Source organism: Acidovorax radicis (assembly GCF_020510705.1).
In the GTDB taxonomy this organism is placed as follows: domain Bacteria; phylum Pseudomonadota; class Gammaproteobacteria; order Burkholderiales; family Burkholderiaceae_C; genus Acidovorax; species Acidovorax radicis_A.
Map to the genome: position 1 here is coordinate 3,265,235 of NZ_CP075184.1, position 18,878 is coordinate 3,284,112.

The following is an 18,878-nucleotide window of genomic DNA, read 5'->3' on the forward strand; positions in this document are numbered from 1 at the left end:
TCAGAGAGACCGGGCATCACACGCCGGCCGGTTGCAACGGGGAAAACAACGAGGACGGACGGCGCGCCTGCCACGCGGCACCCGCCATCGCCACCAGGGCCATGACCAGCAGGGCCACGATGCCCGCCATGCGCTCCACGGGGCTGGGCTCTTTGACGGCGTCGGGGGCTTCGCGCTCGGGCTGGCGCTCCAGCAACACGCCCATGGTAGGCACGGCGGGCGCGGAGGGTGGTGCTTCTGCCTGGGCGGGCGGCGCGGGCAGGTCAGCGGCGGGAGACGCAGGCTGTGGCGCTGCCAGGGCTGGCGACTGCGGCGCGGCAATGGCCATGCCTGCAGGCGGGGTCAGCTCTACGGACTCACCACGAGCCGCTCGCTCCACCCAGCGGCGCACGCTGGGCAGCTCGGCCGCCAGCGGCGCGGCGCGCGTCAGCTCCTGGTACATCTGCGCGAGCTGTTTTTGCGTGTCGGCATCGGCCTGCCAGTAGCCCTGGCGCTGCGCCTGCACCAGGCGCTCCAGCGACTGGGCATAGGCCTGCGGATGCTCTTTGAGCCACTCGGGCAGGCCCAGCTGGTGCTTGTCGCGCACCAGCACGTCATAAAAGCTTTGCCAATGGTCGCTGCGCACCGTGTCGGGCGCGACGGCCTGCCAGCCCCAGGCGAACTGCACGGCCTTGAGCACCTGCAGCGTGCCCGAATAGCCCTCGGCCTTCTGCGCCTGGAGCCAGCCCGGGTGCAGGTAGCGCGACTGCATCTCCAGCGCAATGGCGCGCTGCGCGGTCTCGGTGGTGGGCTCGCCTGCATCCTGCAGCTGGGCCACATGCAGCTCCAGCCCCTGCGCTCGCCCGGCCACCCGGGCTGCAGCCGACAGGCCGCCCAGGTACTGGAACGGGTCGTCCGAGCTGACCATGGCATACAGGTGCGAGCTGCGCGACAGGATGGCGGCATCGGTGCGGCGCAGGTGGGCACCCAATGCCTGGGCCGCCACACCGCCCGCCACGCCGGTCACCGGTTCGCCCTCCAGATAAGGCTGGCTCATGCGTTCGAGGAACATCTGGCCCAGGCGCGCATCGTTGGTTTGCAGGCCGTCGCTCTGCACCGCGTCGGACAGGCCGGTGCCGTAGTCGCCCACCGCGTTGCCGAACGCGCGCACGCGTGCCAGCTGCTCGGCCTGTGCGCGGGGCACGCCCTGCTTGCGCAGCTCCTGGTCGATCTGCGCTGTGTTGCGTGCGATCACATTGCCGGGCTCGGCCGTGGCGGCCTGGGCCACGGAGCGGTCGAGCAGCGCCATGAGCGCGGGGAACTGGTCGCGGTACGAGCCGGTGATGCTCATGAGCACATCGACGCGCGGGCGTTTGAGCTCGTCGGCGGCAATGGTCTCCACGCGCACCGGGCGGCCCGCGTCGTCCCACACCGGGCGCATACCCAGCGCCACCAGCGCCTGGGCTTCCATGATGCCCTGGTGGCGCAGCGTTTCGCCCGCCCACAGCGACAGCGCCATGCGCTCTGGCGCCTGGCCGCCGTGGCGCGCCTGGTAGTCCTTGAACCAGTCGTTGAACAGCGTCTGCGCCACGGCATAGGCCTGGCGCGTGGGCAGGCGGCTCGGGTCCAGCCCCGTGAGGTTGCGGCCCGTGGGCAGGCTGTCGGGGTTGCGGATGGGGTCGCCACCGTAGGCGGCAGGCAGGTAGCGGCCTTCCAGCGCGGCCAGAAGGCCGGGCATTTCGCCTTCGGTGGCCAGCAGGCGCTCCAGTTCTTGCGCGCGTTGGGCAAGCTGCTGCAGCGCGGGCGTGTCGATGGGCTTGCGCGCGGCGCGGTTGGGCACGTGGTCTTCGGCGCGCACCAAGCCGTCCTGCGCGGGCTGCGCGTCGGGCAGCGCGGGGCGCAGGTCCAGCACGCTTGCGGCCTCGGCGTCCTTCAAGGCCACTTCCAGCCAGCGCGCGGGGCGCGCAGCCAGTACGGCGTCGTGTTTGATGAGAAAGGCTTCGTCGATGTCTTCGCCCAGCGCCTCGATCAGCGCTTTGCGCAGCGCCTGCAGCATGGTTTCGCGCCGCTGCTCGGGCGCGGGCACGCGGCCGAACACAGCCAGGCCCTTGGGCTGCGAGCTTTGCGCGAGCTGGTCCAGGTAGGGGTGCAGGATTTCAAGAAAGCCGCTGAAGTCGGCCGCGATGCGCTCGGCGCTCCAGCCCAGGTCGCGGTGCAACTGGTGCTCTACAAACTGCGCGACCAGCTGCTTTTCGAGCGCGCGGCGCGTGGGGCCTTCGTCCACGGTTTCCCACTCGTGCATCACCTCGTGCATGTGGGCCATGCGCGCCTCGAAGCCCGCCGGGGCGAACACGGGCGTGCGGTGGCTCACCAGCACGGCGCGGCCCCGGCGCTTGGCCGTGAGGGCCTCACCCAGGTTGTCCACGATGTAAGGGTAGACCACGGGCAGGTCGCCCAGCGGCAGCAGCGCGTCGTCGTGCACATCCAGCGCGCGGGCCTTGCCGCCCGCCCACTCCTGCGTGCCGTGGGTGCCGAAGTGGATGAGGGCATCGGCCTCCCGCTGCGCCCACAGGTACACCGCCAGGTAGTGGTGCGAGAGCGGCGCCTTGCTCTTGTGCATGAAGGGGTTCTGGCCCAGGCGCAGGGTTTCCTCGCGCGGGGGCTGGGGCAGCACGGCCAGATGGCCCACCTGCAGGCGCGGGATGGCGAATACCTTTTCGCCCTGCCAATCGACCACGTAACGGCTCTTTTCGGGTGGGCCCCAGTGCGCGTTCATGCGATCGCGCACGGCCTTTGGCAACGTGGCCAGGTGCTGCTCATAGCGCGCCAGCGGCAGCGCGGCGGCCTGGCCCGACTCCAACAGTTTGCGCACGTCGGCGCCGGGGTAATAGGCAGCCAGCAGCGGCTTGAGCCCATCGATCCAGCCCTGCTCGGGCACGCGCTCGGTGCGGTAACCCGCCTGGGCCAGGCCGGCCGACACCTGCTCCAGACTGCGCGGCACGTTGAGGAACGATGCGCCAAAGTTGGTGCCGCCCGGCGGGTAGTTGTAGACCATGGCCACCAGGCGCTTGTTGGCGGCAGGTTGGGTCTGCAGCGCAATCAGGCGCCGCGCCTTGGCGGCCACGGCCAGGGCCTGGCGCTCGATGAGGCGAAAGTCTTGCCCCTCGGCACCATGGGCTGCCACCAGCATCGAGTCGATGGCCCCCGCCGCCTCGGGCTGCGCTAGGTAGAACGGCACATCGGACAGCGACAGCCCCGTGTCGCTGGCCTCCCATGCAGCGACATCGCCCGCACGGTAGGGCTGCGTGGCCAGCAGCGGAGCGCCCCAGCGCAACAACAGCGGCTGCAACGCAGCGGCCTGCGGCACCAGTTGGTGCAGCACCAGCGCAGAGGCATGCAGACGACCGGGGTCGGTGCCGCTTTCGGGGGGGAGCTCCAGCACCTCGGCCAGCGTCTGCGCCGTGACCTGCTGACCAAAGGCCGCATAGGCAAACAGGCCCTGCGCGCGGAAGGTGCGCAGCCAGGCATCGAGCCATTCCGTGCTGCCATCAACAAAATGGTGGCGGTGCACCAGCACGGCCACCGCTGGCAGGCTGCGCAGCGCGGGCTGGCCCTGGCGCCATGCCTCCAGCGCGGCGGCGTTGGGAAGCAGGCGGGGCGCGTCGGGGTGGTAGATGCCACGGGTGGGCAGGATGTCGGGCGCGGGCAAGGTCGGCATCGCAACACCCGCCACCGTGGCGCGCGCCAGGGCGATGGCGCTGTGCAGGTTGCGCGGGCCACCAGCCTGCAGGTAGGCCACCATGCGGGCGGGGGCATCCAGCGCAGACAGGTCAACAGCGGGCGTGCCCGCAGGCACCCAGACCACGCGGCCCGGGGCGCGCGCGGCGCGGGCATCGAGCTGCGGCCCCGCCATACGGCGCAAGCGCGCCTCTACGCTGGCATGCGGTGCATCCACCCACACCATGGCAGCACCTGCCAGTGCGCGCTCCAGCTTCTGGGCCTGGGCCTCGTCCAGTACCGCTGGTCCGGCCAGCGGGTAGTCGATGTGCACAAAGCCCACGCCCGCCTCGGAGGCCAGGCGCTGCACCATGGCCGTGCGCGGGGCGGTGGTGATGTCGGAGGTCAGCCACAGCAGCACAGGCGTGGCCTTGTTGGCGCCCTCGTCTGCGCCCTGGGCCTTGTCCGCCTGTAGGGCATGCGCCAGCGGCGCAGCCAGCAGCAGGCACCGCAGTGCCACGCGCAGGATCAGCACCGTCATGGCTTGGCGGGGACCGGCGTGGCTGCGCCACCCGCGCCACCGGCCGAAGCACCGGCGGGGGCAGCGCCCGTTTCAGGGATGTAGACGATGTTGCCGTCTTCGAGCTGGTAGGCCACGCCCGCACGCACGCCCTGCCCTTGCGCTGCGCTGCCAGCGCCCTTGAAGCGCACTTCCTTGCCTTGCTCGCGCACCACCACTTCCATGTCGGGCTGGCCGGGGTTGCGGATGATGGTGACGCTCTCGTTGGCGCTGGTCTGGGTCTGCACGGCCACGGCCGTGAGCAGCGCCACCACCAGCACCAGGAACACGTCCACCAGGTTCACGGCGGACAGCATCGGGTCGTCGTCGTCCTCGGCCAGCACGTTCAGGTGACGCAAGCTCATTGCGCTACCCCGCGCTCCTTGCGCACCACCAGCAGCTCGGCCAGCAGCCAGCGGCGGCGCACCGAGTACACCACCAAGCCCACCGACGCGGCGGCCAGCGCCAGCACCACACCCGCAAAGGCCCCGCTGAACACGGCCAGCGCCTGCTGGCCGTTGCCCGCCGCCACGCTCTGCAGCGCAGGGCCGAGCGGGATCATGGTGGCGATCAGCCCCAGCATGGGCGACAGGCGGCTGAGCAGGCGCACGGGCTCCACCTGGCGCACCAGTTGCAGCTCCAGTTCTTCCATCGACAAGCCAGGCTCCACGCGCAGCGAGCGGTATTGCGGCTGGCGCCAGCGCTGCCAGGCCTCCATGAGCGTGGCGCCACCCATCCACAGCGCGTAGACAAACGCCAGCCCCACCAGCACCAGCACGGGCCACAGCAATGACTGCGCGACCTGCGAAAAACCCGATTCGATGTTCATGCGTGCACTCCCTGAGATTCCTGGTGGTTGTTCTTGCGCCGCAGCGATGGCAGCGCCATCCACATGCCATCCAGATGCCGCACGTGGATGCGGTGGTCAAACACGCTCTCCAGCGCCGCGTGCGTGGCGGGTGCATCGCAGGCGCCCTGGTGCAGCACGTGGCCATGTGCCATCACCACCATGTCGTCGGACTGCAGTGCCAGCGACACCTCGTGCAGCACGCTGACCACCGTGCCCCCCGCATCGACCAGTGCACGCATGGTGTGCAGCCAGTCGGTCTGGTGCGGCGGGTCGAGGTTGGCCAGGGGCTCGTCCATCAGCAGCACCTGCGCCTGCACGGCCAGAGCGCGGGCCAGCAGCACGCGCTGGCGTTCGCCGCCCGACAGCTGCGACAGCGGGCGGTGGCGCCAGTCCCAGGCCTGCGTAGTGCGCAGCGCCTGCTCCACCGCTGCGTGGTCGGCCGCACCTGGCGGCGCCAGCCAGGCCTGGTGCGGCAGGCGGCCCAGCATGGCCACGTCATAACTGGTCAGGTCGTCGGCCGAGCCTTCGTTCTGGCCCAGCCAGGCGAGCTGGCGGGCGCGTTCGCGTGCGGGGATCTGCAGGAGCGGGCGGCCCAGCAACAACACCTCGCCCTGCACGGCTGCGCGCGGCAGCAGGCCCGCCAACACCTTGAGAAGCGTGGACTTGCCCGCACCGTTGGGGCCGACGATGCTGGTCCAGCGCCCGGCGGGCAATTGCAGGTCGATGCCCTGCAATATCGAGCGATTCCCGATGCTGGCGCTTATTCCATTTGCACTGATAGCTATTGATTTCATAGTGCACCCCCTTGCGAGGTGCGCCGGTGCATGAGCCACAGCAGATAGGTGCCGCCCAGGGCCGCCGTGAGCACGCCCACGGGCAGCTCCTGCGGCGCCAGCAGCCAGCGCGCCAGGATGTCGGCCGCCATGAGCAGCACCGCGCCCATCAGGCTGGAGAGCACGATGTGCCGTTCGTGTGTCACGCGCACGATGGAACGCACCAGGTGCGGGGCCGCCAGCCCCACAAAGGCGATGAGCCCCGTCTGCGCCACCGCCGTGCCCGTAGCCAGCGCCATCGCGGCCACCAGCCCCACGCGCATGGGCATGAGCGGCAGGCCCAGGCTGGCGGCCGTGGCCTCGCCCAGCGTGAGGCCGTCGAGCGCACGCGCAAGCATCCAGGCCACCACCGAACACAGCACCCAGACCACCGCCATCAGCGCGCAGGCCATCCAGCCCACAAAGGCCGTACTGCCCAGCGTGAACGCCTGCATGGCTTGCAGGATATCGGGCGAGGTCAGTTCCACCAGATCGCGCACAGCGCCCAGCACCACGCCCACGATCACGCCAGCCAGCAGCAGGCGCAGCGTGTGCTGCACCCCGCGCGCCAGGATCAGCGTGAGCACCACCGCCCCCGCCGCCCCCAGAAATGCCATGCCCGTGATGCCGATGCGGGCCATCCACTGCGCTGCCACCGGCGACACGCCAAACAGCGCCATCGCCACCGCCCCGCCCAGCGCTGCGCCCGAGGCGCTGCCCAGCAGGTACGGATCGGCCAGCGGGTTGCGAAACAACCCCTGCGCCACCGCGCCCGACAGGCCCAGCAGCGCCCCCGCCAGCCACGCACCCGCCGTGCGCGGCAGGCGGATGTCCCACACGATCTGCCAGGCCACAGGGTCACCGTGCATGCGCAGCACGCTGTCAAAGCCCGTGCTGCCCACGCTGGCGCCACACACCGCCAGCAACGCGCTGGCGAGCAACAGCCAGGCGGCACACCATGCCGCGCGGCGGCTTTGGTGGTGATGATCTATGGCCGTGGTCATTCAGTTCACCGCGACGCTGGCACTGCTGTCAGCTGGCGCCACCGGCGCGGCCCTACTCAGTGCACCCGTGGAACTGGCTTTGCCAGGCCACTGGGTGCGTCCCCCTGAGGGGGAAGGCGCCGCAGGCGACTCAGGGGGAGCTTTCTCCACCAGGCATTTCGCCATGATGCGGGCCGCCTCGGCCATGCGCGGGCCAGGGCGCACCACCACGTCGGAGTCGCCGGGGCCGAACACGCACAGCCGGTTGTCACGGATCGCACGCATGCTGGCCCAGCCGGGGTACGGCACCATGGCCTGCATGCTGCGGTTGCCGATCATGATGATGTCGGGATTGGCGCGCACCACGAACTCAGGGTTCAGGCGCGGAAAAGGCCCGAGCGACGCTGGCACCACGTTGCGCACGCCCAGCCGGGTGAGGGTTTCGCCGATAAACGACGACTCACCGGCCGCATAGGGCCCGCGGCTGACCTCGAAGTACACGCGCACATTCTTGGCCTTGGGCGGCAGGGACTGCGCCGCCGCCAGCACGCCCGCATCGATCACGCGCCAGAGGCGGTCAGAGCCCTCGGACCGGGGGACACCCAGCAGGTCGCTGACCACGCCCAGCACCCTTCGCACATCGGCATGGGTCTTGGGCTCAAGTTGCACCACCTGGACCCCTAAGGCTTCGAGCCGGTCACTGGCGCGCGAGCTGACGGACATCAGCACCACGTCGGGCTTCAAGGCCACCACGGCTTCGATGCTCGGGTCCAGCCCACCGCCCACCTTGGGCAGCTTGCCGACCACGGCCTCGGGCCAGTTGGAGTAGCGGTCCACCCCCACCAGGCGATGGCACTGGTCCAGCGCGCACACGCTTTCGGTCAGCGAAGGCAGCAGGCTGACGATGCGCTGCGGCGGGCGGGGCAGCGAGACCTCGCGGCCCTTGTCGTCCTTGATGTGCACGGGCTGCGCACGCGCCAGTCCGGCCATGAGCAGACCCAGCAGCAACAGGATGGCAATCACCCAGAGAATGCGGCGCACGGGGGTTGGTTTCATGTACGGGGTTCTTTCAAAGTCAGCGGTAGACCTGCCGCCATGAGCGTGACACGTGGGCAGGCCTGCGCGACCTGCTGGTTGAGCCCCCCCAACGCATCCACAAAGGCACGCACCGGGCGGCCCATCGGTATGACCCCCAGGCCGATTTCGTTGCCCACCAGAACAACGGGCCCGGGGGATTGCCGAACTGCTTCCAAAAACATAGCTGCTTGCGCTTTCCAGTCAAGCGCCAGCGCCTGTTTTTGCTTCAAATCCATGGCTTCCATGCCCATGGGCATGGTCCAGCCGGTGAGCCACAGCGTGAGGCAGTCCACCACCACCAGCGTGTGGGCATTGCCATGCAAGGCCACAGCGCCTGCCACATCGCGGGGCTCTTCCACCGTCTGCAGGCCGGGCACGCGCTCGACGCGGTCGCGCTGGTGGCGGGCGATGCGCTCGCGCATTTCATCGTCCCAAGCCTCGCCGGTGGCAATCAACACCGCACGGTGTCTGGCGTCCTGCGCCAGCCAGTCGCGCGCCAGCATCTCGGCGCGGCGCGATTTGCCGCTTTTCTGTCCCCCCAGGATGAATTCGCTGGTGATGGGGGCTTTCATGCCTGCGCCCCGCCGAACAACGCGGCCACCGCAGCCGGGCTGGAGGCAAACCACGCATGAAAATAGCTGGCGTGAATGCTGCCATGGCGGTACACCGCCTCACCCACACCGGGCGCGCTGGCTGCGTGGGGCGGCGCGGTGCGGGCCACTTCAGCCAATGCAGCGGTATCGCTGGCCAGCGTGGAGTAGTGAAACGTGTGGCCGCGCAAGGTGTAGCCGCGCCAGGCCAATTGCTGCGGACCCAGGCCTGCCAAACGCTTATGCAGCGTGGCCGTGCCAGGCAACAGCCCCCACAGCGGCTGGCAAGCCCCGTCTGCCTGGGTGATACCCACCGACAACGCCACCATGCCGCCACATTCGGCCCACACAGGTTTGCCAGCGGCGACATGCGCCTGCAGGCTGTCACGCAGCGATATGTTGGCGGCCAGCCGCGCTGCATGCAATTCGGGATACCCACCGGGCAACCAAAGCGCGTCGCACGGTGGCAGCGCGGCATCTGCGAGCGGCGAGAAAAAAACCACCCGCGCGCCCAGTTGCGCCAGGCAGTCGATGTTGGCGGGGTAGATGAAGCTGAAAGCCGCATCGTGCGCCACGGCCACGGTGCGGCCCTGCAGCAACGCAGGCACCAACGCGGCACTGGCGTCGGGCGCCGCAAAGTCTACCGACCAGCGCGCCTGCCAGTCGGCCAGCGTCATCTGGCCCAGAGGTGTGTCGGCCAAGGCATCAGCGGCGGCGTCCAGCCGCGCCAGGCCGTCGGGCAACTCTTGGGCGCTGACCAGGCCGAGGTGGCGTTCGGGCAACAAACCCGCTTTGGCGCCTGGGTCCACCGACACACGCATCAGCGCGCCCAGCCAATGCCCGGGCTCGCGCAGGCTGCTCTGCAGCATCTGCGCGTGGCGCGGGCTGGCAGCGCGGTTGGCCAGCACACCGGCCCAACGCAACCCAGGCTGGTAGTGCTGCAAGCCATACGCCAGCGCACCAAAAGTTGCGGCCATGGCAGACGCATCCACCACCCCCATCACCGGCAGGCCGAGGCGCTGCGCTAGATCGGCGGCACTGGGTTGGCCGTCAAACAGGCCCATCACACCCTCGACCAGGATCAGGTCGCACTCTTGCGCCGCGGCATGCAGGCGCGCGCGCGCATCGGCCTCGCCGGTCATCCACAGGTCAAGCTGGTGCACCGGCGCACCACTGGCGAGCTGGTGCCAGTGGGGGTCGAGAAAATCCGGCCCACACTTGAACACGCGCACCCGCCGCCCCTGGCGGGTATGCAGGCGCGCCAGGGCGGCCACCACCGTGGTCTTGCCCTGGCCCGAGGCCGGGGCCGAGATAAGCAGCGCGGGGCAACGTGTCATGGACACCCTCAGACTTTCAGCCATGGCGTGCAGGGCGTATTTCGGTCATCCATGGCGCTTGGCATGCCACAGGCGCGCAACGCGACAGAGGGGGCTGCCGCTCATTGCTTCGGAGCCCACTTCAGGCCGACATACAGCGTGCGGCCTGGTGGCACGTAGGTGCGCGCCACTTCGTAAGACTTGTCCGCCAGGTTGTCAACCCGCGCCAGCAGCGTGAAATCGCGTGCCACGCGCGTGCTGGCGTACAGGTTGAACAGGCCATACCCGCCCAGGGTGCGCGTGTTCTTGGCGTCGTCAAAACGCTGGCCCGAGGCCTGCACTTCAGCACCCAGGGTCCAGCCGCCCACCCGCGCGTCTGCACCCAGCGTCGCGTAGCGCTTGGCCCGGCGCGCCAGCCGCTTGTCCGTGTCGAGATCACGGGGGTTTTGGAAGTCCATGGAGCCATGCACCTGCACGTTGCCCAGCTTGTGCGAGCCCGCCAGCGTGATGCCGCGGTATTCGGCACGCGCCGTGTTGACATAGCACCCAAAGGCCGCGCCACAATTGCCGCCGCCGGCAAAGGCGATCAGGTTAGAGACACGGTTGCGGTAGGCCACGGCGGAGAAGGTGCTTGAGCCCTGCGCATAGCGCAAACCCAGCTCGACGTTGCGGCTGCTCTCGGGCTTCAACGACGCGTCACCGTACTCACTGAAGCGCTGATACAGCGTGGGCGCACGGAAAGCCGTGCCTGCCGATGCCGTGGCGCGCCAGTGCGGCGCAAAGCCATAGCCATACGCCACGCTGCCGGTGTTCTCGCCACCGAATTCACTGTCGTCATCGTGGCGCAGGTTCATCTGCAACGTGTGTGCACCAGCGTGGTAGCCATAACCCAAAGCCAGCGCGTTCTGCGACCGGTCACGGTCGATGGTTTTGCTCCACTCGTCCAGCGCCGGGTTGATCAACGTGTCCTCACGGCGCTCCAGCGCAGCCGTAAACAGGTGCGCGCCCAGACGATATTCGTTTTGCCACAGATAGCCGCGCAACTGCGTCTCGGTGCGGTAGGGCGAAGGTTCGGTTTCGTAGCGGCTGAGTGTGTCGTTGACCGACAGGCGCATGGTGTAGGCCTGCGTCCACTGCGCAGCCCAGGTCAGGCCTGCCGTGCGCAGGCGGTTCTTGTTGCGGTCGTCCACGGGCACGGGCGAGGTGTCGTAGCCCGAGTTCATGGTCTGGCCCAGCAGCGTGGCATCGATGCGGTGTTGCGCGTTGACCTTGAAGCCCACGCGCGCATTGCCAGAGGTGGCGGTGTAATCGTCCTTGTCGGTGTTATGGCCAGCACCGCTTCTGATGTCGTAGCCGTCGCTTTGTGTACGGGTCAGGCCCAGGGCGTAATCAAAGGCCCCGTCCACACCCGCCGAGCCGCTCACACCAGCTTCTATCTTGCGGGTGTTGTGGGTGCCAATGCCCACACCGACGTAGGGAGCGAAAGCGCCCTCGCCCTTGCGCGTGAACAGCTGAACCACGCCGCCAATGGCATCCGAGCCATACACCGCAGCCGCGGGGCCGCGCAAAACTTCGATGCGATCAATCTGCGACAGCGGAATCTGCTCCCACACGGCACCGCCGGTGGATTGCGAGTCGACGCGTACACCGTCGATATAGACAGCCGTGAAACGGCCTTCAGCGCCGCGCAAGAAGACGTTGGCTGAATTGCCGACGCCACCATTGCGCACGATCTGCACGCCGGGCAGGCGCGCCAGCATGTCCACCACGCCGGTGGCGCCGCTGTTTTCAATGGTTTCACTGTCAACCACTGAGATGTCCGCCACCAGGTCAGACAGCGGCTGCGCTGTGCGCGTAGCAGTCACCACGGTTTCGCGCATTGACGGCGCATGCAGGTTTTGCGCCACCAGAACGGGCTCAGCCTGCTGCGCCAGGGCGGGCAGTGCACATGCCAACGCCAGGGTCAACACCGCAGGGCGCGCACACGCAGGCGCAGCAGCACGGCGCACGTGGGTAAATGAGGAAGTCATGAAAAAGAACCGTCAGCAAAAAGTAACCCCTGCCGACTTCCCCGCCGGCGCATGGGCGATAACGGCCGCACGCACCCGCAAAAAACGAGCGCACGCAGCCACCTTGTTGGCCGGTATCCGGGCTGGCGGAACGCCCTCCAAAGCCTTCCCACGCGCTTGTTCAAGGCGCTCAGTGGCGTGTAGATGGAGAGGGAATCACGTGATTCGTCCGCTGACCGTTGCGGGGGCAGCGCAGGCTCGGCGCGCCATGACTGGCGGCGTCTCCCTGCTTCCCGTTGAACTGCGGTATGTGAACCACACCGCGAGCACCAACGGGCGCATTTTACGACCGTTTACACGGCACAACCTTACAATTGCGGGTTGTATGGTCACACCGTCCCCCACCGATCAGATCGCCGAGCGCGTTGAACGCCTGCTGCTGCGCCACGCAGAACTGCAGCGCACCAACACATTGCTCGCCGAGCAGGTGTCCGCCCTCACGCAGGAGCGCGATTCCCTGAAATCACGCCTGAGCGCAGCCCGCGCCCGGGTGGATGCTTTGTTGGAGCGGCTGCCTGCAGTTGCCCCAGCCACGAAAGAGTCCGAATGAAACAGATCGAGGTGCAGATCCTGCAGCAAAGCTATCTGCTGACCTGCCCCGAAGGCCACGAAAGCCGCCTGCTGGACGCCGTGGAACGCGTAGACACGGCAATGATCCGCATCCGCGATGCAGGCAAGGTCCGCGCCCGCGAACGCATTGCGGTGCTGGCCGCCTTGAATCTGGCTTTTGAAATCGCGGACCGCGAAGCCGCCGACCTTGCCGCAGGCAGTGCGCTCCCCACTCCAGCGTCGGCATCATTCACGCCGCCCCCCCGCCAACAGGACACCTTTCTACCTGAATCAGACAGCCAGCAGCTGCAGGCCCTGGTGGCGCGCCTGGACCTGGCGCTCGGCGAAGACGGCCGGCTGCTTTAAGCAGCAATGCATTGAGCAGCCACCGGGCAGGCACCAGCACAAAAGAGCTGACGCAGGCTGCCTGCGTTGGGCCACCGCGGCACACAGTGCATTGTTTTACGGGCTTTACAGCTGCCACGCTCGGCAGCGCAGGCCATCCGCGCCTACAATAAAGGTGTCTGCGAAGCCGCCGGGCTTTATATTTCCTTGAACCAATGCTCATTGAGCACGGGCTTGGTACATCGCCCGGTGAGCGTGATCATCTCGCGTCAGATGAACCCAACGCCAGGCTGCCCTCGCCCACCTGAACCCCCGGTTCAGGATGAGGGTCCGGTGGCATTCGCAGACACCTCATTCTTCGTCACCCGCCTGCCCTCGACCCGAACAGGCGCAGCGTGACTGGCGGGAGCTCCGTGTGTTTCCACTCCGCTCTTTCATGCTGCCATGCTGCACCCACTTCTGATTGTTGAACTTGGCGCCCTGGGCCTGGCGACAGGTTTTCTGGCAGGCCTGCTGGGTATTGGCGGGGGCATGTTAATGGTGCCGTTTCTGACCTACATCCTCGGCCTCCAAAAGGTAGCGCCCGATCTGGCGGTCAAAATGGCCATCGCCACATCGATGGCCACGATCATGTTCACGTCCGTCTCCAGCGTGCGGGCCCACCACCTGCGTGGCGCGGTGCGCTGGGACATCGTCAAGCGCCTGGCCCCGGGGGTGGTTTTGGGTGGTTTTGTTGCCAGTTTGGGCGTCTTTGCGCTGCTCAAAGGCTCTTTGCTCGCTGTTTTTTTCGCGCTGTTCGTCAGTTTTTCTGCCACGCAGATGTTTCTGGACAAGAAGCCCGCCCCCACGCGCCAGATGCCTGGCGTCGCAGGCCAAATGACAGCCGGCGGCGTGATCGGTTTTTTGTCGGGACTGGTTGGCGCTGGCGGTGGCTTTGTGAGCGTGCCGTTCATGACATGGTGCAACCTCCCCATTCACAATGCGGTGGCCACCAGCGCCGCGCTCGGTTTTCCGATTGCATTGGCCAACGTTGTAGGCTACGTAATCAGCGGCCAAGGTTTGAGCGGGTTGCCCGCAGCATCACTGGGCTATGTCTGGCTGCCGGCTCTGGCGGTGATCGCCACATGCAGCGTGCTCACGGCGCCACTTGGGGCGAGGGCCGCACACACCCTGCCCGTCAAACAACTTAAGCGGATATTTGCATCGCTGTTGTTTGGGCTGGCGGCCTATATGCTCTGGAAGGGGCTTACGGCAGCCTGAAGCACATACCGTTCAAATGCCTCACGGCCAGGTAAACGAGGCCTGGCGCGGACTCAGGTGTTGAGTGGCTTACGCGCACCTTGCGCTGCCAGGGGCAGCGGCTTGCGCAGCAACGCGAGAAACTGATCGGCAGGCAATCCTGGGGCACACAGGAAGCCCTGATAGTGTTCGCACAACATCTGCTGCAACACGGCCAGTTGGGTTTCGGTCTCCACCCCTTCGGCCACCACCTCCACATGCATGGCGCGACCCATGCTGATGATGGCGCTCACGATGGCCCGGTCACCATCGTCATCGGCGAGCCCTCTTACAAACGACTGGTCAATCTTGAGTTTGTGAATCGGCAGCTTTTTGAGATACGCGAGACTGGAATAGCCCGTACCAAAGTCATCAATCGCGAGCCCTATTCCGAGGTCGGCAAGCACTCTCAGCCGCTGCTCCATTTCCTGGGCGTCTTGCAACAAGATGGTTTCGGTGAGCTCCAGCTCCAGCAGTGTCGGCGGCAGCTGATGCACCGCCAGCAGCCGGGTGATGCGGTCGACAAAATCAGGCTGGCGGAACTCCAATGCAGACACGTTCACCGAAATCATGATCGGCATGCCACTGTGCATCCACAACGCGGCCTCACGCACCGCCTGCTCCATCACCCACGCGCCCAGGGTGACGATGTAACCAGACTCCTCTGCCAGCGGAATAAAAACACCCGGCGAGACGGCCCCGAAATCAGGGTCGTTCCAGCGCAGAAGGGCCTCAGCGCCCATGATTCGCCCCGTGGCCATATTGACCTGGGGCTGGTAGTGCACTGCCATGCGATGCAGGCCCAGCGCCTGCCGCATCGCGTGCTCCATTTGCATCCGGGCGAGCAGGTTGGCATTCATCTGCGGCTGGTAAAAGCCGTAGCTCCCCCGTCCGCGCTCCTTGACTCGGTACATCGCTGTATCAGACTGCTTGATCAGATCGTCCAGCGTCACCCCGTCTTGCGGGTACAGGGCGATACCAATACTGCTCTGGATCGAAAACCCCATGCCATCGAGCATGAAAGGTTTGAGCATGTCATCCAGAATGCGCCGAGCCACACTCTCCGCCACGGCGGCATCGCCGCCATGAAGGTAGATGACAAACTCGTCGCCGCCCAACCTGCATAGCATGTCGGTTTGGCGCAGACAGGTTTGCAAGCGCTCTGCCACCAATTGCAAGACCCGGTCACCAAACGGATGGCCCAGTGAGTCATTGATGATCTTGAAGCGATCGAGATCCAGAAACAGGATCGCAAAGCCCGTGTCGCTCTGACGTGCGCCCTGAATCGCCGTATCCACGCGTTGCGACAGCAGCAAGCGATTGGGCAATCCGGTCAAAACATCGCTGTATGCCAGTTCTTCGATGCGTTTTTGTGCCGCATGCTGCAAGGTCAGGTCGCGCATGAAGCCGATGCTCTGCACAAGCCGGCCTTCGTCGTCGCGCAATGCCACCCACGACAACTGCACCGCGCAGTAGGCCCCGTTGTCACGAGGCAGCCAAAGCTCCCCCTCCCAAAAACCCTCACGCGCCCAACCTTGCGACACCTGCTCCATGAAAGCTGCATCCGACCCACCGCCAAACAGCGACGCTGCCATGCAGCCCTCAAACACTTTGGCGGTGAGCCCCACGAGACGCTCGCACCCAGGGTTCATGCGCATGAGGCGATGCTGGCTGTCGGCAATAAAAATAGCATCGAGGCTGGACTCGAACACGCGCGCAGCCAGCCGCAAGCTCGCCTGGGTTTCAGTCTGCCGCGTGATATCGCGATAGGAATACACACGCCCAACGGGCTGTCCCTGACTGAACTGCGGGACGGTACGCATTTCAAGCACAACGCCTGTGGTCAGCACAAGAATGTCCGTGCTCTCCTGTGTGGGCTCGCGTTCAATGGCCGCCATGCGATCCCCGTAAAAAGCGGCATCGGCAACCTGGCTCGCCATATAGGCATATATGGCCGTATCGTCGCGCTCCACAAGCAGGTCGCGCGGAAGACCCCACAGCTGAACCAACCGGTGATTAAACGCACGCACACGGCGATCAAGGTCGCAAACGAGCATGCCATCAGCCGCGGAGTCGAGCGTTGCACGCAACTCGGAAAGCAGCTTCTCCAGCTCCCGTTCGGTCGCTTCGTGCGAGCTTCTGTCCAGCATGGTCAACATGAAAACAGTGGCGGGCTCCGGGCCCCATGCCACGCGCGTAACGCGCCGGTCCACTGGCAGCAAGGAGCCGTCAGCACGCAACAAACTCGTATGCGAGTGGATACCCGCCGCAATCACATCAGCAGGCTCGGACCAGAAAGCAATATCCTGCGGTGTTGCGACCAACTTGAGGACGGACACACCGACGATCGCAGCGGTGGACATACCGCTAAGGCGCTCTGCCGCCACATTGGCGTGCACAACAACCTGGCTTGTTTCATCCACAAGCCACACGGCCTCTTGGAGTCCATCCAGCCAGGCGCGAGTTTCCCGCTTGATCACAGATCGCCCGCCTGGTCTGGATCGGTGCTGACCGCGCGTTCAAAAAAATAACAAATTCGCTGACGTGGCGACAGGTAATCCAGCGCATCACGGGGCAACTGGGCAGGCTTCAAACTCCGCCGAATTCCGAGTTCCGGCATTGTTTCAAGATCCAGAATCGGTGCTTCGTCTTTTGGGATTCGAGCGTCATGCACGATCACCCTGGGCCGCAAGGGCCGCGACGAATTGACCGAAGCGACAATCGCAAAGCGATCATTGACCAACTGGACGATGGAACCCGGAGGGTACACACCCATCATCCGAATAAAAGCACCAAGCACTACCGCATCAAATCGTGCTTTGAGTTGAGCAAAAATGACCGACAACGCCTCATGGGGGGTCAGGGCATCCACGCCCACCGCCGGGTTGCACATTCGGTCATATTGATTCACAAGGGCCAGCACCTGGCTTGCTCGGCCCAAGTCAGGCCCAGCCAATCCCAAAGGAAACCCACTGCCATCCGCCATTTCATGGTGGCGGGCGATGGCAGTGAGGACTGTGGACGAAAACCCCATGCTTTTTGCCAGCACCACGGATTCAGCCACATGGGTCTCGTAGCGTGCGCGCTCCAGCGGCGGCATGGCGGGTTTCGGCTGCCGAAGGTTCGGAGGGATATGCAGCTTGCCAAGGTCATGGATCAGCGACGCGACACCGAGATCGTGCAATTCATCGCTGGCCATGCCCAACGAACGGCCTAACAGCAATGAGATCACCATCACGTTGATCGGATGCAGCGCGTTGCGTTCGCCGACACCTTCCGACAATAGGCGAATGACGGAGTCGCCATTTTCCAGCAGCTCCGTCACACAGCCGGACACCAGTGCATCCGCCAAGGTACGCGCCTGGTCTGGGCTCTCGGGCACCACGCGTTCCAGCGACTGATACTTCCGTGTCGCCTCAGAGAAACGCAAATTGCAAGCAGCCAAGACACTATTTTGCGTTTCCAGCAAAACGCGTCGACGCGCCGTTTCAGGGTCCATGTTGGCCGAGGCGGCCGTTGTATCCGCACCTTCGGTCGCCAAGTCGGCCATCTCCGGCACGCTCCACGCCGCTGGCACCAGCTCTTTCAGCGATGGGTCACTCTTTTTGGGGACGTAACGCACCTCAGCCAGCCCAAGCTCCCGCAGCATGGTGATTTGCTCAGCCGATGCCACCCGAAAACTGCTGACAGGAAATGGATGGCGCATCCAGCCCACATCGAGTTGGATGTACATGCCAATACGTAGCTGGCTGATGTCGATGAGGATGGAGGAATTCACTTCTGGCGAACGGGAAACATGGCGACATCAATGCCACCAATAGTTACGCAGATTATCACCCGTTCCTCGCGCTTACCCAATGGGCGCACAGCACCCGCAGAACCACTACAACCCCAGAATTGGACAACGCGCAACACAACACCCATCGGGGAGTGGCATTCGAGCCCTCTGCTGTTGCGTTGTGCCCCCCTGCCTCACTCGCCCCCACGCGCCATGGCTTCGTATTCAGCCGCGCTTCAACGACACCACAGTGATGGTTTGTAGATCAGGTCGATCCAGAGAGCCCACGCAGCGATGCCACACAGCAAGCCCCCCGATATTCTGGTTCCCCATTCCACCCGCGCCAGGTCAAGACGCCTTTTCAACCGGGTCCATGCCCATGGCCCTGCCACCAGCCAGGCGCTACTGCCGACAGCAAATGCCACCATTGTCAATGCGCCTTCCAACGCACCGCCACTCAAAGCGGCGACCAGCAAAGCGGAATAAAGCAACCCGCAAGGCATCAAGGCCCAGAGAAGCCCTGCAGCAAACACGCCCCCAGGAGCGGCCACCAAGGGTTTCACTCGCCCCCATATGGACCGCCCTGCCTGATCGATCCAAGCAGGTTGACGCGACTGCACCATCATCATGAAGCCCCAAGCCATGACGGCTACATGCATCAAGGTCCACGCGGGTCGCAATGCCGTGGTCTGCTGTGTGAGCCAGGCCAGACTGTCCATGGCCAGTGCCGCCAGCGCGCCGACAAAGGCATACCCCGCAAGCCGCCCCACATGGAACGCTGCAGAGCGCTGCGCCTGGTCCTTGCGCTGCGCCCAGCGCACGATCTGCGGCGCAGCGGCACCGCCCGACGTCAATGTGGTCACCTTCTTCCCACTACCGACCAAAGCCCCACACGGCGCCGAGCACATGACAAGGCAATGAGACCCGCCCGCGAGCCCCATCAGCAAAGCAGTCCAGACAACCGTAGTGAGCATAG

Annotated in this window: 15 protein-coding genes and 1 riboswitch; of the genes, 3 read left to right on the plus strand and 12 right to left on the minus strand. The window is 65.8% G+C overall.

Annotated features, from left to right (window positions below; genetic code table 11):
- Positions 1–16: 16 nt before the first annotated feature.
- The 9 genes from cobN to KI609_RS14965 form a co-directional block, all read right to left on the minus strand.
- Positions 17–4,237 carry a cobaltochelatase subunit CobN gene (cobN, locus tag KI609_RS14925; protein ID WP_226444381.1) on the minus strand — a complete coding sequence of 1,407 codons (4,221 nt, stop codon included), beginning with the start codon at positions 4,235–4,237 and terminating at the stop codon, positions 17–19.
- Positions 4,234–4,620 carry a DUF2149 domain-containing protein gene (locus KI609_RS14930; RefSeq protein WP_226444382.1) on the minus strand — a complete coding sequence of 129 codons (387 nt, stop codon included), beginning with the start codon at positions 4,618–4,620 and terminating at the stop codon, positions 4,234–4,236. The genes cobN and KI609_RS14930 overlap by 4 nt, the downstream gene beginning before the upstream one ends.
- On the minus strand, positions 4,617–5,084 hold the full coding sequence (locus KI609_RS14935; RefSeq protein WP_226444383.1) for a hypothetical protein: 468 nt from the start codon (positions 5,082–5,084) through the stop codon (positions 4,617–4,619). Before KI609_RS14935 ends, KI609_RS14930 begins: the two co-directional genes overlap by 4 nt.
- Positions 5,081–5,899, minus strand: coding sequence for an ABC transporter ATP-binding protein (locus KI609_RS14940; RefSeq protein WP_226444384.1), 819 nt, complete (start codon positions 5,897–5,899; stop codon positions 5,081–5,083). The genes KI609_RS14935 and KI609_RS14940 overlap by 4 nt, the downstream gene beginning before the upstream one ends.
- The gene (locus KI609_RS14945; protein WP_226444385.1) at positions 5,896–6,921 is read right to left on the minus strand and encodes a FecCD family ABC transporter permease; all 1,026 of its coding nucleotides are present in this window, start codon (positions 6,919–6,921) and stop codon (positions 5,896–5,898) included. Before KI609_RS14945 ends, KI609_RS14940 begins: the two co-directional genes overlap by 4 nt.
- Positions 6,922–7,956 carry an ABC transporter substrate-binding protein gene (locus KI609_RS14950; RefSeq protein ID WP_226444386.1) on the minus strand — a complete coding sequence of 345 codons (1,035 nt, stop codon included), beginning with the start codon at positions 7,954–7,956 and terminating at the stop codon, positions 6,922–6,924.
- A complete protein-coding gene (locus KI609_RS14955) occupies positions 7,953–8,549 on the minus strand; it encodes a bifunctional adenosylcobinamide kinase/adenosylcobinamide-phosphate guanylyltransferase (RefSeq protein WP_226444387.1) in 597 nt (198 codons plus the stop codon). Before KI609_RS14955 ends, KI609_RS14950 begins: the two co-directional genes overlap by 4 nt.
- On the minus strand, positions 8,546–9,904 hold the full coding sequence (locus tag KI609_RS14960; RefSeq protein WP_226444388.1) for a cobyrinate a,c-diamide synthase: 1,359 nt from the start codon (positions 9,902–9,904) through the stop codon (positions 8,546–8,548). The genes KI609_RS14955 and KI609_RS14960 overlap by 4 nt, the downstream gene beginning before the upstream one ends.
- A 101-nt stretch (positions 9,905–10,005) precedes the next feature.
- A complete protein-coding gene (locus KI609_RS14965) occupies positions 10,006–11,913 on the minus strand; it encodes a TonB-dependent receptor domain-containing protein (protein ID WP_226444389.1) in 1,908 nt (635 codons plus the stop codon).
- A 90-nt stretch (positions 11,914–12,003) separates the two neighbouring features.
- Positions 12,004–12,241, minus strand: a riboswitch (cobalamin riboswitch).
- A 36-nt stretch (positions 12,242–12,277) separates the two neighbouring features.
- On the opposite strand from KI609_RS14965, the gene KI609_RS14970 reads away from it, so the two are divergent.
- From KI609_RS14970 to KI609_RS14980, 3 genes are all read left to right on the plus strand, one after another.
- Entirely contained in the window at positions 12,278–12,502 is a 225-nt protein-coding gene (locus KI609_RS14970) for a DUF904 domain-containing protein (RefSeq protein WP_226444390.1), read from the plus strand.
- Positions 12,499–12,867 carry a cell division protein ZapA gene (locus KI609_RS14975; RefSeq protein ID WP_226444391.1) on the plus strand — a complete coding sequence of 123 codons (369 nt, stop codon included), beginning with the start codon at positions 12,499–12,501 and terminating at the stop codon, positions 12,865–12,867. Before KI609_RS14970 ends, KI609_RS14975 begins: the two co-directional genes overlap by 4 nt.
- Before the next feature lie 423 nt (positions 12,868–13,290).
- Positions 13,291–14,106 carry a sulfite exporter TauE/SafE family protein gene (locus KI609_RS14980; protein WP_226444392.1) on the plus strand — a complete coding sequence of 272 codons (816 nt, stop codon included), beginning with the start codon at positions 13,291–13,293 and terminating at the stop codon, positions 14,104–14,106.
- 53 nt (positions 14,107–14,159) lie between these two features.
- Here KI609_RS14980 and KI609_RS14985 read toward each other — a convergent pair whose 3' ends face one another.
- The 3 genes from KI609_RS14985 to KI609_RS14995 form a co-directional block, all read right to left on the minus strand.
- On the minus strand, positions 14,160–16,604 hold the full coding sequence (locus KI609_RS14985; RefSeq protein WP_226444393.1) for a bifunctional diguanylate cyclase/phosphodiesterase: 2,445 nt from the start codon (positions 16,602–16,604) through the stop codon (positions 14,160–14,162).
- Positions 16,601–17,902: an HD-GYP domain-containing protein gene (locus tag KI609_RS14990; RefSeq protein ID WP_226444394.1), complete on the minus strand. Its 1,302-nt coding sequence runs from the start codon at positions 17,900–17,902 to the stop codon at positions 16,601–16,603. The genes KI609_RS14985 and KI609_RS14990 overlap by 4 nt, the downstream gene beginning before the upstream one ends.
- A 236-nt stretch (positions 17,903–18,138) precedes the next feature.
- A complete protein-coding gene (locus tag KI609_RS14995) occupies positions 18,139–18,876 on the minus strand; it encodes a sulfite exporter TauE/SafE family protein (protein ID WP_226450442.1) in 738 nt (245 codons plus the stop codon).
- Between the last annotated feature and the right edge of the window lie 2 nt (positions 18,877–18,878).